Source organism: Acidihalobacter aeolianus, from assembly GCF_001753165.1.
Lineage (GTDB): Bacteria > Pseudomonadota > Gammaproteobacteria > DSM-5130 > Acidihalobacteraceae > Acidihalobacter > Acidihalobacter aeolianus.
The window spans coordinates 988,398-1,003,338 of sequence record NZ_CP017448.1 but is presented as its reverse complement, the minus strand read 5'-3'; the positions used below and the strand labels follow the sequence as shown (position 1 = coordinate 1,003,338).

At 61.7% G+C, this 14,941-nt stretch carries 13 protein-coding genes and 1 pseudogene; 5 read left to right on the top strand and 9 right to left on the bottom strand.

Annotation, left to right across the window (positions count from 1 at the left end):
- Nucleotides 1-73: 73 nt before the first annotated feature.
- The 3 genes from BJI67_RS04650 to BJI67_RS04640 form a co-directional block, all read right to left on the bottom strand.
- Entirely contained in the window at nt 74-484 is a 411-nt protein-coding gene (locus BJI67_RS04650) for a hypothetical protein (protein ID WP_156782024.1), read from the bottom strand.
- A 62-nt stretch (nt 485-546) separates the two neighbouring features.
- A complete protein-coding gene (locus BJI67_RS04645) occupies nt 547-1,431 on the bottom strand; it encodes a polysaccharide deacetylase family protein (protein WP_070072047.1) in 885 nt (294 codons plus the stop codon).
- Between the two features lie 66 nt (nt 1,432-1,497).
- Nucleotides 1,498-2,988 (bottom strand): NCS1 family nucleobase:cation symporter-1, encoded by a 1,491-nt coding sequence (locus tag BJI67_RS04640; protein ID WP_070072046.1) that lies wholly within the window; start codon nt 2,986-2,988, stop codon nt 1,498-1,500.
- A 323-nt stretch (nt 2,989-3,311) separates the two neighbouring features.
- On the opposite strand from BJI67_RS04640, the gene BJI67_RS17925 reads away from it, so the two are divergent.
- From BJI67_RS17925 to BJI67_RS04625, 3 genes and pseudogenes are all read left to right on the top strand, one after another.
- Nucleotides 3,312-3,647, top strand: a complete 336-nt coding sequence (locus BJI67_RS17925; protein ID WP_070072045.1) for a hypothetical protein — start codon at nt 3,312-3,314, stop codon at nt 3,645-3,647.
- A gap of 53 nt (nt 3,648-3,700) precedes the next feature.
- A pseudogene (locus BJI67_RS18235) lies at nt 3,701-4,201 on the top strand (HAMP domain-containing protein); the annotation flags it as partial.
- Nucleotides 4,202-4,241: 40 nt separating this feature from the next.
- On the top strand, nt 4,242-4,595 hold the full coding sequence (locus BJI67_RS04625) for a GGDEF domain-containing protein (protein ID WP_083250640.1): 354 nt from the start codon (nt 4,242-4,244) through the stop codon (nt 4,593-4,595).
- Between the two features lie 5 nt (nt 4,596-4,600).
- Here BJI67_RS04625 and BJI67_RS04620 read toward each other — a convergent pair whose 3' ends face one another.
- From BJI67_RS04620 to BJI67_RS04610, 3 genes are all read right to left on the bottom strand, one after another.
- Nucleotides 4,601-5,344, bottom strand: coding sequence for an amino acid ABC transporter ATP-binding protein (locus tag BJI67_RS04620; protein ID WP_070072042.1), 744 nt, complete (start codon nt 5,342-5,344; stop codon nt 4,601-4,603).
- 22 nt (nt 5,345-5,366) lie between these two features.
- On the bottom strand, nt 5,367-6,473 hold the full coding sequence (locus tag BJI67_RS04615) for an amino acid ABC transporter permease (protein ID WP_083250639.1): 1,107 nt from the start codon (nt 6,471-6,473) through the stop codon (nt 5,367-5,369).
- A gap of 158 nt (nt 6,474-6,631) precedes the next feature.
- On the bottom strand, nt 6,632-7,495 hold the full coding sequence (locus BJI67_RS04610) for an ABC transporter substrate-binding protein (RefSeq protein ID WP_070072041.1): 864 nt from the start codon (nt 7,493-7,495) through the stop codon (nt 6,632-6,634).
- Nucleotides 7,496-7,824: 329 nt separating this feature from the next.
- On the opposite strand from BJI67_RS04610, the gene lgt reads away from it, so the two are divergent.
- On the top strand, nt 7,825-8,685 hold the full coding sequence (gene lgt / locus BJI67_RS04605; RefSeq protein WP_070072040.1) for a prolipoprotein diacylglyceryl transferase: 861 nt from the start codon (nt 7,825-7,827) through the stop codon (nt 8,683-8,685).
- A 67-nt stretch (nt 8,686-8,752) separates the two neighbouring features.
- A complete protein-coding gene (gene ypfH, locus BJI67_RS04600; RefSeq protein WP_070072039.1) occupies nt 8,753-9,436 on the top strand; it encodes an esterase in 684 nt (227 codons plus the stop codon).
- Nucleotides 9,437-9,446: 10 nt separating this feature from the next.
- Here ypfH and BJI67_RS04595 read toward each other — a convergent pair whose 3' ends face one another.
- The 3 genes from BJI67_RS04595 to BJI67_RS04585 are packed head-to-tail and all read right to left on the bottom strand — an operon-like array spanning nt 9,447 to nt 14,939.
- A complete protein-coding gene (locus tag BJI67_RS04595; protein ID WP_070072038.1) occupies nt 9,447-11,912 on the bottom strand; it encodes an EAL domain-containing protein in 2,466 nt (821 codons plus the stop codon).
- 16 nt (nt 11,913-11,928) lie between these two features.
- Nucleotides 11,929-12,366, bottom strand: coding sequence for a response regulator (locus BJI67_RS04590; RefSeq protein ID WP_070072037.1), 438 nt, complete (start codon nt 12,364-12,366; stop codon nt 11,929-11,931).
- Nucleotides 12,363-14,939 (bottom strand): PAS domain S-box protein, encoded by a 2,577-nt coding sequence (locus tag BJI67_RS04585; RefSeq protein WP_197513308.1) that lies wholly within the window; start codon nt 14,937-14,939, stop codon nt 12,363-12,365. The genes BJI67_RS04590 and BJI67_RS04585 overlap by 4 nt, the downstream gene beginning before the upstream one ends.
- Nucleotides 14,940-14,941: the final 2 nt, after the last annotated feature.

Here is a 14,941-nt window from a genome sequence, read left to right as displayed (position 1 = left end):
TTGAGACATAACAAAAGAACAGCCCCGCCGAAAGCGGGGCTGTTCTGCTTACAGCAAGCACCTCGCACGGCGCTCAGTCCGGCATCGAAGGCTTCTGCACGTCCGGCCGCTGTATGTCCGGCTTTTGAACGTCCGGTGTTTCGATCTCGGGGGTATCTACTTCAGGCTTCGCAATGTCCGGCATCGAAGGCCTATGCGCCTCGACTTCGGAGAGAGCCTCGGGATTTCCAGGCATCGCAGGTGTAGCTGCCCCATCAGGACCGTTCAGGGTCGCGGGCGTTGCTGCATTCGTGCTGTCCTGGTTTTGATCCAGGTCGGTCGACGCGACCGCCACGCCCATACCTGCGAGATTGATGCCGGCCAGGGCGATCACGGCGCCCAGCATCCAAGTGCGGAAATTTCGCATATTCCCTCCTACTGTCATACCCATGGATGAGCCAATGCTCACCTGGAAATGACGCATGGAAAGAGCAAAAGGTTGCATTGCTATTGCCGAGCCCAGCGGGAATATTCGGCGCGCTGCGATGGCATCACATAGCGGAGCGGCTACCTGACGAACCCTATGGCCAGACAATGATCCGCCACTGCTCCCGGCGTCGTCAGCCAGGCCGAGGCGTCTTCCACGATGTGTCTCAGCGCCCTGCGCAGATGCACCAATCTGTACGGCTGGCCGACGATATAGGGATGCAGCGCGATGCCCATGACCAGCGGCTGATCCACGCTCTGCCTGAGCATTTCCTCGTAGTTGTCGATGATCATGTCGGCAAACTCGCCGGCGCCCATCCTTCTGGCCGCGATCGCCGGGATGTCGTTCACTTCCTGCGGATAGGGGACCGAAAGCAGCCGCCCGCCGCGCGTGCGCAGCCAGGTAGGCTGGTCGTCATGGCACCAGTTCAGCGTGTAGCGGTAACCGGCTTCCTGCAGCAGATCGGAGGTGACCGCAGTCTCGGAGATCCAGGGACTCAGCCAGCCCTGCGGCGCGCGACCGTCCTGTTCGCGGTGGATCGCGGTGACGCGCCGGATCAGCTCGCGCTCCATCGCCTCGTCCATGTCGTCCTGACGCTCCGAATTGGTGTAAGCGTGGGCGACGATCTCGTCGCCGCGGGCGCGGAAGGCGGGCACGATATCCGGGCAGGTTTCGTACAGCGCGGCATTGACCAGCAGGGCCGAGGGCAGGTCGAGCGCATCGAGCATTTCCAGCATGCGCCAGATGCCGACACGGTTGCCGTATTCGCGCCAGGCGTAGTTCGCCACGTCCGGCTGCGGCGCCGCGAAGCCGAGTGCGGCGCCCAGCCCCTCACCGTAGGCGAAGGTTTCGACGTTGATCGCGAGATACACAGCGAGTCGCCGCCCGCCAGGCCAGTCGTAGGGTTCTCGGTCGAGAATCGAGGTGTAATCGAAACGATCGTTGGGCGGGAGTATCCGGTACATGTCGGAGCGCGTTCCTTGGGCTTGGTCAGGCCCCGGCAGGCTGCACCCGCCGGGGCAGAGGAGTAATCACTCCGGCTCGGAAGCCAGCTCGGCCGGGCCTGAGGACAGGCCGGCCGCGCGAGTGGCCGCCGCTCTCCCGAACACCCAGTACAGACCGCCGCCGACCAGCACGCCGATGAACCAGGAGAAATCGGCCATGGCCGACAGTTCGGGCACGAAGAACCCCACGATGGCGAGCGCGCCGGCAATCCCCATCGCGTAGAAACCGGCCGGGTTGATCCCGTATCGCCCGTGCAGCGTTTCGGAATAGCGATAGAGGGCGTCGATGTCGTACTGCTGCCCGTGCAGCACGAAGTAATCGACCAGCATGATGCCGGTCACCGGCCCGAGCAGACCAGCGATAATCTCCAGCGCGTGGAAAATGGTGGTTGCGTTCTGGAACCAGTACCAGGGCACGTAAAGCAGGCCGGCGAACAGCACCAGCATAGCGGCACGGTTGAAGTTCAAGCGGCGCGGGAACAGGTTCACCAGATCGTAGGCCGCGGGCATGATGTTAGCCGCGACGTTGACCGACAGCGTGGCAAGGATGATGACCAGCCCGCCCAGCACGGTGACCACCGGGTTGTCGATCGCGAGCAGCAACTTAACCGGGTCCCAGATCGGTTTGCCGAAGGCGATGATCGTGGCCGAGGTCACAATCACGCTCATCAGGGTGAACACGATCGCGGTGATCGGCAGGCCGATGAGCTGACCCAGAACCTGATCGCGCTGCGTGCGCACGAAGCGGGATAGGTCCGGGATGTTGACGGCGAAGGTGGACCAGATGCCGATCATCCCGGTTACGCCGATGGCGAAGGTGAGCGCGCCGTCGGTGCCGTGCAGCTTCGAAGGCTGACTGAAGATCGGCCCCAGACCATGTGCCTCGTGCAATCCCCAGATCGTGGCGATCACCCCGACCAGGATCACCAGCGGCCCGGCGATCAGTTCGAAGTTGCGGATGCGGTGCACGCCATGACTCACCACCAAGGCATGCAGCATGAGGAACAGGCCCATCGACAGCCAGCCGTTCGCCGGCATGCCCAGAAAACCGGCGTTGAAGTGCGCCCACGGCGTCCACAGCGTGGACAGGATCGCGTTGATCGCCTGGCTACCCGCATAGACCTGCACTGCGTACCAGAACATCGCCACCACGCCGCGGATCACCACCGGCACGTTGGCGCCGAAAGGGCCGAACGGCGAACGCACCAGAACGCAGAACGGCACGCCGTGTCGCGTGCCCGCCTTGGCGTTGAACCACATCGCCAGGAACAGCATGAAATAGGCCACGGCAACGGCGGCGATGGCCTGCATCGCACTCATGCCCATGCTGATGAGTCCGGCTGCAGCCTCGTAGGCAACGACATTGTGAACCATGCCCATCCACACCGTGGACATGTTCAGCCACGACCAGTTGCGCAGCGAACTGGGAACCGGTGCGAGATCGGCGTTATAGAGCCTCGGATCGTAGCCGAGACCTTCGGGAGGCATCGCGCCCTCCCCGGGTTGTGATGCAGACATGTCTCATCCTCCATATCACGCCCCCCTCTGAGGACCGATACGCAGGAACGATGCCAGCCACGCGGCCCTGGAGAATTGTTGAGCATGGCGGAGCCAAGTCGCTCATTTACCGAGCAAATCACGGCAAAGCCGTCGACTTGCCAGTATTTTCCCTTGGCACAGGCGCACAGACCGGATGCACGGATGGAAACTCTCGCACCACCGCGACGCCACCTTGCATCAGTCCGTATGGCCGATAATCCTGCATTCGCCGCCAGAACTCGTAGAATCAATCCAAAGAACTATTCGTAAAATCTATCCTTGCCGTGACGGGAGCTGCCGGAATGTCCCTGGAACATCTGCTCCGCCGCCTGTCGGTCGCCCTGCGCATGGCCTGGATATTCGGTTTGCTGCTGTTGCCGATGGCCGTACTGAGCGTGGTCAGCGCGGTAGTACTCAACGACCAGGAGATCGCCTTTCGGCAGTCCGTGCAGGAGTCCATCGAAACCCTGCTGCCGCTGGCCAGCCTGGAACACTATCTCGAGCACGCGCTGGTCGACGAACTGGAAGCCCAGACCGAAACGTCGACGCCCAATTTTGCCGCGCTGACGCAAAACATCGATCACGCCTTCACCACGCTGGGCACCACGGCTCGAACCAGGACCGGCCGACAGGACTGATCGCCTCGGCACAACAGGCCTGGAAGGACGCGCGCCCCTCCGTACAACGCCTGGTGGAACACGTCACGCCGCTACGCTCCAACACCGGACCCGCCGTAGATCTCCGCACCCGGCAGGAGCTACAACTTGCCATCGACGACGTCAGCCGCGCGCGGCACCATCTGGCGCATATCGTCGAGGCCCGCTATTCGCACGCCGTAGCCTTGCGCCATACCCAGCTGCGCTGGCTCGTCTGGGGCTGGGCGGTGACGATATCGGTCGCTGTGATCCTGGTCGCCCTGTTTCTCTACTCGATCCTGCGACCGGTGCGTGCACTCAGCGCTGCCGCGCATCGCCTGGGCGCCGGCGAAGGCGGTGTGCGCATTCCCGTCATTGGTCGCGACGAACTCAGCGTCGTGGCGGAACGGTTCAACGAAATGTCGGCCTATTGGGAAATGTCGGCCTATTGGGAGCGCACCCGGCAGGCACTGATCGCAGAGAACTCGATCGATCCGCTGACCAGGGTGCTGAATCGCCGCGGTATCCTGAGCGTGCTTCAGGCGGAGCTGAATGCCCATCTCCGACACGCCCGTCCTCTGAGCGTGTTCATGGTGGATTTGGACCGATTTAAGGCGCAACGATTCCCTCGGCCACAGCGCCGGCGACCGGGCGCTGGTCTGGGTCGCCGAAAAGATGCGCGTGTGCCTGCGCGACAGCGACCATCTCGGTCGCTACGGCGGCGACGAGTTCCTGGTCGTACTGCCGAAGACCGGCGGCGAACAGGCCCGGGGGATCGCGCAACGGATGGCCGAGACACTACGCCAGGCCAGCACGTGCCAGGCGGCTTATCCGGCCGCCAGCATCGGCGTCGCCGCCGCACCGGAAGACGGTTGGGAAACACAGGCGCTCATCGCCGCCGCCGACGCCGCGCTCTACGAAATCAAACGGACGCGCCGCACGTCGGACTGAGACGGCTACAGCCTTCCCGCCTCGATAATCCGCTTGAGGAAGGCGCGGGTGCGCTCCTGCTGGGGGTCGCCGAAGATCTGCTCGGGCGGCCCCTCCTCGTGCACCACGCCCTCCTGCAGGAAGCAGACCTTGCTGGCCACCTCGCGTGCGAAGCTCATTTCGTGGGTGGCGAGCAGCATGGTCATGCCCTGCTCGGCGAGGTCGCGCACGATGTTGAGCACCTCGGAGACCAGTTCGGGGTCCAGGGCGGAGGTGATCTCATCGAGCAGCAGCACCATGGGGTCCATGATCAGCGCGCGGACGATGGCGACACGCTGCTGCTGGCCGCCGGACAGGCGGTCGGGATAGGCGCCGGCCTTCGCCTCCAGACCGATGCGCTTGAGCAACGTCATGGCGCGCGATTCGGCCTCCGCGCGCTTCATGCCGAGCACCTGGATCGGCGCCAAAGTGACGTTCTGAAGCACGGTCATGTGCGGGAACAGGTTGAAGCTCTGGAACACGATGCCGATGTCGCGACGCAGCGCGTTGAGATCGACGCCGGGACCGGAGATGCGGTCGCCCTTGAGCCGGATCTCGCCATCGCTGATCGCCTCCAGACCGTTGAGGCAGCGCAGCAGCGTGGATTTGCCGCAACCGGAAGGGCCGATCAGGCAGACCACCTGATGCTCCTCGACGTCGAGCCGGATGCCGTTGAGGATCTGCAGGTCGCCGTAGCGTTTGACGACCTCGCGCATTTCGAGAAAAGCCATGTTTAGCCTCGCATGATCGGATTCAGCCGCGGCGCTGCTTGTCGCGCTCGATCAGCCGGTCGACGAAGCGTGCCTGCGGGATGGTGATCAGCACGAACAGGAAGGCCACCGTGGTGACCGCCGAGAGGTTGAAATCGTTGCTGGCGATGATCTTGGACTGGTTGAAGGCGTCGATGGCGCCGATCACGCTGACCAGCGCGGTGTCCTTCTGCAGGCTGATGAAGTTATTGAGCAGCGGCGGGATCATGCGCCGCACTGCCTGCGGCACAACCACGAAGCGCAGGGTCTTGAGGTAGGAGAGACCCAGCGAACGTGCCGCGGAAATCTGGCTCGGGTGGATGCTGTCGATACCGGCGCGGTAGACCTCGGCGTTGTAGGCGCCGTAGGTCAGCGACAGCGAGATGATCGCCAGCCATACCAGCGGCAGATTACTGAGCATCGCCAGCCCGGTGAGCGGCAGACCAAAGCCGACCAGATACAGGGTGATGATCGCCGGCAGGCCGCGAAAACCGTCGATGTAGGCGATTGCCAACAGCCGGATGGGCCGGCCCGCCTTGCCCGGCGCGAAACGCGCCACTGCCACCAGCAGCGCCCAGACCAGCACGATGGCCTCGGCCGCGGTGAAGATGACCACGTTCAACCAGAAGGCCTTGAGCACCAGGGTGAACGAGCTGACCATCAGGGAGATGTCGAAGAAGGTGCGCCCCACGGCCTCGTCGTTGGCGAGGATGAACAGGGTCAGCAGCAGCACCATCAGCAGCGCCGCGGCATAACCGAAGGTCACCCAACCCCAGTCACGCGCCTCGGAACCGGCAACACGCGCGCCCACCACATCCCCGCTGCGCAACTTTGCGGCGGCGGCAAAGGCATGGCGCAGCCCGCGGGAGGCCGGCAGGAACAGTCCCAGCGGCACGAGCGCGAGCACGACGAGCAAAGCATCGCCGAGCCCGCCTGCCAGTTCAGCCTTGCGCAGAACCGCGTGAACGAAACCCGCCACCCACCATGTGGCGGCGACCATGAGCGCGGCCGTTACACCGGCTGAGATCGCAAAACGCCGCTGGTCCCGGGGAACCGAACTGCGCTGCATCGGATGCGCGGACGCTGGATCGCCGTCGATAAGCGTTGTCATTGCATCATTCCTGTCTGGGCATGAGGCCGCCAGCGCGGCGTGCCCCAGATGGCAAACGTCCGCACCGACGCACCGCCGGTCCGGACGAATGTTGAAACGGTAATTTCCAAATCCCCATAAACAACCCGGCCGGCACTGGCGCCGGCCGGGTCATCGGATTACGGAAGCTTCCAGGTGGGGATGCTGTTGGGCGAAGCACCCCAGGCAGCGGCCAGATACTTGTCGCCTAGCTTCTTGAGGGTGCCGTCCTTGATCAGGGACTCGATGATGGTGTTCATCACCTTCTCGTTCTTCGAACCCTTGGGATACAGCGCACCGTAGGTCTCGCCTGTATCGTACTGTCCGACCACGACCAGTCGGCCATGGCTCTTGCCCTGCTGCGCGAGCACGATCGAGGTATCGGTGACGGCCACCTGAATCTGATGTGCTGCCAATGCAGTGAACAATCCTGCCTCGCCGCTGAACTGGCGCGCCGGCTTCATGGGCTTGATCTTGTCGGTCACGAAGGACGCGCCGGTGGAGCCGCCTTCCACGCCGATCAGCTTGTCGCGGATGTTGCCGGACGTAACATGCTCACCCTTGCGCACCAGCACGCCCATGGTGGATTCGAAATAGGGCACAGAGAAGTCGACGACCTTCTTGCGCTGCGGGGTAATCGAGATCTCGGACAGGGCCAGGTCGAAATTCTTGGTCTGGCCGGCGACGAGTCCGTCCCAGGCCACGTTCTTCACCTTCACCTTCGGGATACCGGCACGATAGGCGATGTTCGCGGCCATGCAGTACTCGTAGCCGCTCTTGATGGTGTCAGGCGAGTTGCCGTTCCACCAGCCCGGCGCCGGCATGTTGACCTCGACGGTCAGCTGCCCCGGGATCACGGGCTTGAAGGGATGCGACGCCCACTTGCCCGTCACCTTGCATTCGCCGTAGTGAGGCGCCGCCATGGCGGACTGCATGCCCGCAGCCAGCAGCACCGTGGCCAGCCCCGCCCCCAGAACCCAATTACGCTTGACCCGATTACTCATTACTTTCTCCTATTTAAGTCTTCGTTTTTTTGGCCAGACCGGTAGTTACGCCCTGAGAATCCGCCGCCGACAATACAGAAAACCATTGCCCGCAAGCCCTCAACAGCGCTCCGCGCATGCCATGGCCATGCCCGAACGGGTGCCCTTATAAAGCAAAATCCACACCAGGCCAACTGCCGTTGAACTCACTGATGATCCGCTCAGTATCGTCCATTCCAGCGCCACGGCAAGCCCCAGGCGCACAAAATCGGTGCATGGCAAGCAGTTGCGGTGCGCACAGGATTCCGCGGCGGCGGAACTAATACCAGCCGTTCCGGTCCCATTCGGGCATGCTCGGGCTCCCCTACGACCGCCTCGTCTATCCCAACCCACTGAACATCGATCCCATCGCGTTCAGCGTCGGGCCCTTGCAGGTCCATTGGTATGCCTTCGCCTATCTCGTGGCCTTCGCGCTCTACCTGCTCCTGGCGATGGCACGTGCCGGCAAGCCGGGTTTCGCACTCAGTCGCAGGCAGGCCGTGGAAGCGCTCATTCACGGCGAGCTGGGCGCGTATCTGGGCGGACGAATCGGCTATATCCTGTTCTACAATCTGCCGCTGTACCTCGCCCACCCGCTGCAGATCCTGGCCGTATGGCAAGGCGGCATGAGCTTTCACGGCGGACTGATCGGCGTGATCCTGTCCCTCGCCTGGATGGCACGCCGCGAAAAGCTGTCGCTGGTCGCCACCACGGACTTCGTCGCACCGCTGATCCCTCTGGGCCTCGCCGCCGGACGCATCGGCAACTTCATCAACGGCAATCTGTTCGGCCGCGTCTGCCACGGCGATTTCGCCTGGTGCGCCTACTTCCCGAACGGCGGCGATGTCCTGCGCTATCCATCCCAGCTGTTCGAAGGACTGGGCGAGGGACCGTTGCTGTTCGCGCTGCTATGGTGGTTCTCGCGTCGCCCCCGCCCGACCGGTGCCGTTTCCGCGCTGTTCCTGATCGGCTACGGGATCATCCGCTTCGCCCTAGAATTCATCCGTCAACCCGACCCGCAGCTCGGCTTCGTGGCTTTCGGCTGGGTGACCATGGGGCAGGTTCTTTCCCTGCCGATGATCATCGCAGGCGCATTCATGCTGCATGCGGCCTACGCCCACAAATCCGCGACGAAGCCCGCGACGACTGCCGAAACGACCGGAGAGGGTTAGCCGCGTATTCACGCCTGCGCTAGCATGGCGGGACAGACCGCACCTCCGCCCCCCGGAGACCCATCGAATGACCGATCACCTCGTCGTCGCCCAACCCGCGGGGCAGGCGAAGCAGCTGATGCTGCTGTTTCACGGCATGGGCGCCACAGCGGAAGACATGCGCCCGCTCGGCGAGCGCCTGGCCGCCGCCTATCCGCAAGCCTGCGTGATCTGCGTGGCGGCACCGCACCCCGGAGACTATGGCCTCGGTCGGCAGTGGTTCTCCACCCGGGAGCTGACCGACGAGCGCCGCGTACAACGTGTCGCCGACGCCATGCCCGCCTTCCTGGCTACGATTCGCGAATGGCAGGCGAAGACCGGTACAGGCGCAGCGGAAACGGCGCTGATCGGTTTTTCGCAGGGCGCCATCATGGCACTGGAATGCGCGTTCACGCAGCCCGGGGTCACGGCACGGGTGGTGTCCATCGGCGGCCGTTTCGCGCGGCTGCCGGAAACCGCCGACGAAGGTGTCACGCTGTATCTGATGCACGGCAAGGAAGACCCGGTGGTGCATTACGGCTACACCGTCACGGCAGCCGAGCATCTGGTCGCATTGGGTGCGGACGTGGTCGCGGACGTTCTTCCGTTCGCCGGCCACGAGATCAATGACGACCTCATAGAGTTGCTACTCGACCGCCTGGGCTCGCACGTCCCCCGACGCATCTGGCGCGAGGCTCTCGCGCAAGACGGACCGATCGTGCCTGGGGAATAGAACCGAAGCGCTACCAGCTTGGATGCGTGCGCAGCAAGGCCAGCAGCTTGGCCTGTGGTAGAGGCCGGCTCATGAAGAAACCCTGCGCGAGGTGGCACCCGCAGTCGCGCAGGAAATCGAGCTGAGCACGCGTTTCCACACCTTCGGCAACGACCTCAAGCCCGAGCTTGCGTGCAAACAGCACACTCGCCTCTACGATGGCGGCATCACTGCTATCACCGATTTCAACACCGCGCATAAAGGTCTGATCGATCTTGAGGACGTCTATCGGGAAGGTCTTCAAATAAGCCATCGATGAATAGCCCGTACCGAAGTCGTCAACTGCGATCCGAACGCCCATGCTATGCAGCGCCTGCAGGATTTCCGTAGCCCCTTGCGGATCTCGCATGACAATGTTTTCGGTCAGTTCGAGTTCAAGCAACTCTGCAGGCAATGCCTCCTCTTCAATGGCGCGGCGCACCTTACCCAGCAGCTCCACATCATTGAACTGTAACGCCGAAACGTTTACCGAGACACGCAGCTGTGCGAATCCCGCCGCATGCCAGGCGCGGCAATCCTCGCAGGCCTGGTGCATTACCCATTCCCCCACGGTATCGATCAGGCCGGTTTTTTCCAGCATGGGCACAAAATCCACAGGTGAGATCAGCCCATGCGCCGGATGCACCCAGCGTATCAATGCTTCCGCACCGATGATGCTTCCGCTCGTCAGATCGACTTGTGGTTGGTATTCCAGATGAAATTCATCATTGCTCAAAGCACGGCGCAAATCGGCTTCGAGACTCAGCAGCTCATCGCCGCGAGCATTCATGTCGGAGGAATAGAAACTGTACTGCTTCGCGCCAGAGGATTTGGCGCGGTAGAGAGCCGAATCAGCATTGCGCAGCAGATCGGTGACGTTATCGCCGTCCGCAGGACACAAGGCAATCCCGGCACAGAAAGTCACAAAGATTTCGTGCATGCCATAAAGCACCGGCCGCTCGATGACCTCTCGCAATTTGTGCAACATGGCCATCACATCATCGAAGCCGGCAGGTTCGCTCATTAACACCGTGAATTCATCGCCGCCATGACTGGCAGCAATATCCGAGGGGCGCATACAGGTACGCAGGCGGCGCGCCACAGCCTGCAGCACGGCATCTCCGGCAGCATGTCCCAGGCTGTCGTTGATGCGTTTGAAATCATCCAGATCAAGAAACATCACGGTGGCCTGTGAACCGTCAAACTTGATTCGTTCGATTTCCTGCTCAAGCCGTTCCGACAGCATGAAGCGGTTCGGCAGATTAGTCAGGCGGTCGTGAGTCGCACGATATTTCAACTCCGCCTCGTAACGTTTTTGTTCGGAAATATCGCGAATGACTGTCGAGAAATATTCAACCTCGCCATATTCATCCAGATGTCTTAGAACCACCTGCGAGACAGGCACACGGATACCGCTGGAGGTCATCAGAACGGCTTCCCCGCTCCAACTGCCTGTCTCGCCCACACGCGGAAAAATTTCGTCAAGCAGACGTTCAGAGAACTGATCGGGAAATAAGTCGTGCAGGCTCAAGCGGCCCAACTCGATATCGGGTGCTAGCGCGAAGCGCGCACGCCCGGCATGGTTGAGATACACGACTTGCCCGTCAGGACGCAGGATGGCCACGATGTCGGGTGTACCTTCGAGGATCGCAGCCAGGCGGCTGCGATCCTGATCTGCGCGCACGCGCTGGGTAATGTCATTGCCCGTCGAAACGAAATGAGTAATTCGCCCATCGCCGTCCTTGATCGGAGCGATGATCTTGTCTTCGTAAAACAGGCTACCGTCCTTGCGTCGATTGACCAGCGTCCCCCGGAACACTTCGCCGCCACGGATTTTCCGCCACAGCTCGGAATACACCGCACCGTCGTTTTGTCCCGAACATAAGATTGCTGGGGTACGCCCTAAAACCTCGGCCTGTGTGAATCCAGTCAGACGTTCGAAAGCCAGATTGACATACTCGATGCAGCCTTCCGGGTCGGTAATGAACACGCTTGATGCAGCCTGATTGACTGCCATCGACAGCTTACGCAGTGTTACCTCTGCCTCGCGCTGCTCTCTGCGCAGCGCCGCATCGTGAATTTCACGCGTAACCGCACTGGGAAGGCGTTTGAGCGAGCCCTTCATCACATAGTTCTGGGCGCCCGCTTTCATCGCTTCCACCGCCACATCCTCACCAATGGTTCCGGAAACGAAGATCAGCGGCAGGTCTGGATCGATCTCACGTACCACCTGCAATGCCCGCTTGCCGTTGAATTTGGGCATTGAGAAGTCTGAGAAGACGATATCCCAGGATTCGAGCATGGCGTTGCGTAAAGCGTCTTCGCTATCGACCCGTCGCCATTCGAGTGCGAAACCGCTGGACTGCAAATAATCCACCAGCAGCAGGGCGTCGTCCTCTACGTCCTCGATCATCAGCGCGCGCAACGTACCCGTTTGTTCTTTCGTAGCGACCGACATGATTATCCTCCACCCTTTAACATGGCGGTGACTCGTTGAGCAGCAGCCAATACAGACCCAGTTGGCCGGCTGCCTCGATGAAGGCATCGAAATCGACTGGTTTGCGGACGTAGCTGTTCACACCCAGGGAATAACCCTGCAGCCGGTCGCGATCCTCGTTGGAGGAAGTCAGAATGATCACCGGCAGAAAGCGCGTTCTTTCATCCGCACGGATACGTTGCAGGACCTCCAGACCATCGACCCGGGGCAGCTTGAGGTCCAGCAACACCATGGCCGGGACATCGCGCGGGTCACGTTCTGCCCAGGCTCCCGTACCGAATAAATAGTCCAGAGCCTCAACGCCGTCGCGCGCAACGATCACCTGATTGCTTATACGGTTCTTTTCGAAGGCATGAATGGTCAATTCCTCATCGTCGGCATTGTCTTCCACCAGAAGAATCGGTTTATTGTTCATATCGCCTCCGAATGTTGCAGCGTGAAATAGAACGTAGCTCCGCGATCCACTTCGCTTTCCGCCCAAACGCGTCCACCATGTTTATGGACGATGCGCTGCACAGTAGCCAATCCGATTCCTGTACCGGGGAAGTCGCGAGCGTCGTGCAGTCGCTGGAATGCCCCGAACAGTTTGTCCGCATAGGCCATGTCGAAACCCGCGCCATTGTCGCGGATGAAATAGGTGCGCACCCCATGTTCCTCGCTCATCCCCATCTCGACGCTTGCCGCCGGTGATTTCCCGGTGTACTTCCAGGCGTTGCCCAGGAGGTTTTCAAGCAGCACACGCAGCAACCTGCTGTCGCCTTCGGCGTTCATACCGGGTGCCAGGGTGCAGCTGACCTCGCGTTCCGGTTCGCTCCGGCACAACTCGCCCACGACCTCCTCGGCCAGGGCCGTCAGGTCTACCGTTTCGTGCTGCAGTTCCGTGCGCGTCACTCGGGACAACTTGAGCAGATCGTCGATCAGCTGCGCCATGCGCTGCGACGCCGCCCGAATGCGCTTGAGCCTATCCTGTCCCTTCTCATCCAGCCGCTCGCCATAGTCGTCGAGCAGGATGCGACTGAAACCGTCGATGGCGCGCAAGGGTGCGCGCAGATCGTGCGAAACCGAATAACTGAAGGCTTCTAGCTCGCGGTTGATCGCCTCGAGCTCCGCCGCACGCTGACTCAGAGTCGCGTTGAGTTGGGCGATGTGTTCCTCGCTTTCCTTGCGCTCACTGATATCCTCGACCGTGCCGTCGAAAATCGTCTGACCATCGGGGGCGCGCCGCATCGCGGCAGAAATTGCGGCATGGAATACGCGTCCCTTGAGTGTTTTCAGCCGAACCTCTCGTCCCCTCACAGCACCTTGACGTTCGACATCCTCGTGAAAACGGACCTCGTCTGCCGGATCGACGTACATATCGACGACGTGAATGGCGCCCAGCGCCTCCGCACTGCCCGCTTCGAGCATATCGACCATGGTCGGGTTCACTTCCCCAAAATGCCCCTGCTTACCCGGCGTCTTGCGATATACCCCTATCGGGAGATTGTCGACGAGCTCGCGGTATCGCTGTTGCGCAGCGCGACGGGCCTCTTCCGCATGCTTGCGCACGCTCACGTCACGCACGATGCCGATAACCAATTGATCAGAGGTAGAGCCGATCAACCCCAGACTGATCTCGACGGGGAATTCACTGCCGTCCTTGCGCCGCGCGAACAGCTCTTTGCCCTCGCCTATGGGCCTGAGCACCGGGGACTTGAGATATTGGTTGCGATGCGCCGGATGCCCGTCGCGATAACGCTCCGGCACCAGTATCTCGATCGGCTGTCCGATCAGTTCCTCACGGGCATATCCGAACCAGCTCAACGCCTGCGAGTTGACCATCGCGATGCATCCCTGGGCATCGACGATGACGAAGGCGTCCGGAGCCGATTCCAGCAGGCCGCGGAACCGTGCCTCGCTGGCGCGCAAAGTGATCTCACTGGCTCGGCGTCGATAGCTGTAATAGCCCAGCACCAAACCGAGGAGCACCCACAGGACGGCACCCGCCGAAAATACCGTGTCCAGTCCTCGAGCAGCCTGTGCCACGATCGCCGCAAGCACGTGACGCGGGACCGAAGAAACCAACACCCAATGCCGTCCACCGACACTGCCACCGAAGGCATGTTCCAGCGGAACGCTGGCATAGGTGAACATTCTGCCGTGACGCATGAACTGTCCACTGCCGGAATGACGCTGGATTTCGGCCCAGGCCAGGGGATATTTGCTCTGGAAACGGGTCCCCGTCCGCTGGGGATACATGAACCCCCAGTCCAGCCTCTGATCGGGGCCCATCAACCAATATCCCTTGCCGTTGAGCAACCACAGACCATGACTGCCGTGACCCGCGATGCGTTTGAGCATCTTCAGCAATCGCTGGCCGAGATAGTTCAACATCACCATGCCGCGCAGTTTTCCCTGAGCATCGAACACCGGCGTGCCGAGTCGGATCATGGGTTTGAGCGGCTGCTGAATGTGACCGTGTTCGATGTTGAGGTCGAAGGGGGAGACGTAAACCTCGCCGCGTGCGAGCGCGAGGGTATCGCGCACGTAGTAGCGCCCGGCCTTGTCCTGTAGCGCATTCTCTGCGACGACTATGGGATGGCCGTTGTCCCAGTTGATACGCACCTTCTCGTACCCGTCGACAGCGATAAAGCGGAGCTGGTCGTACAGCCCTCGTCGTATGGCGAAGGCCAGCAAATCATGCTCGAAGCGACTGCGCGCGGCCGATGTACCCGTCACCAGCCACGTCTTGAGGGATGAGAGGTCAGATAGATACAGGGTATCGCCGCGCAGCATGCGCAACTCGCCGTCGATGGACTCGTTGGCCAGCTGCAGGGTATGACGTTCGGTCGTACGCAGGCCGGTCAGCGTGGCCGCGGCCTGGAAACGGTAAAGCTGCCAGCCCAACCCGACCAACAGAACTGTCGCAAGCGCCCAACCGAGTGCGAACCGCACAATGAAACGGGACGCGACGGCATCTACAGGCACCGACCTAACCGGCATACTCATAA

What these genes read in the sequence shown, in the direction of transcription:
- BJI67_RS04650 (WP_156782024.1), bottom strand. Translation starts at nt 484, where the DNA reads ATGCAACCTTTTGCTCTTTCCATGCGTCATTTCCAGGTGAGCATTGGC.
- BJI67_RS04645 (WP_070072047.1), bottom strand. Translation starts at nt 1,431, where the DNA reads ATGTACCGGATACTCCCGCCCAACGATCGTTTCGATTACACCTCGATT.
- BJI67_RS04640 (WP_070072046.1), bottom strand. Translation starts at nt 2,988, where the DNA reads ATGTCTGCATCACAACCCGGGGAGGGCGCGATGCCTCCCGAAGGTCTC.
- BJI67_RS17925 (WP_070072045.1), top strand. Translation starts at nt 3,312, where the DNA reads ATGTCCCTGGAACATCTGCTCCGCCGCCTGTCGGTCGCCCTGCGCATG.
- BJI67_RS04620 (WP_070072042.1), bottom strand. Translation starts at nt 5,344, where the DNA reads ATGGCTTTTCTCGAAATGCGCGAGGTCGTCAAACGCTACGGCGACCTG.
- BJI67_RS04615 (WP_083250639.1), bottom strand. Translation starts at nt 6,473, where the DNA reads ATGACAACGCTTATCGACGGCGATCCAGCGTCCGCGCATCCGATGCAG.
- BJI67_RS04610 (WP_070072041.1), bottom strand. Translation starts at nt 7,495, where the DNA reads ATGAGTAATCGGGTCAAGCGTAATTGGGTTCTGGGGGCGGGGCTGGCC.
- lgt (WP_070072040.1), top strand. Translation starts at nt 7,825, where the DNA reads ATGCTCGGGCTCCCCTACGACCGCCTCGTCTATCCCAACCCACTGAAC.
- ypfH (WP_070072039.1), top strand. Translation starts at nt 8,753, where the DNA reads ATGACCGATCACCTCGTCGTCGCCCAACCCGCGGGGCAGGCGAAGCAG.
- BJI67_RS04595 (WP_070072038.1), bottom strand. Translation starts at nt 11,912, where the DNA reads ATGTCGGTCGCTACGAAAGAACAAACGGGTACGTTGCGCGCGCTGATG.
- BJI67_RS04590 (WP_070072037.1), bottom strand. Translation starts at nt 12,366, where the DNA reads ATGAACAATAAACCGATTCTTCTGGTGGAAGACAATGCCGACGATGAG.
- BJI67_RS04585 (WP_197513308.1), bottom strand. Translation starts at nt 14,939, where the DNA reads ATGAGTATGCCGGTTAGGTCGGTGCCTGTAGATGCCGTCGCGTCCCGT.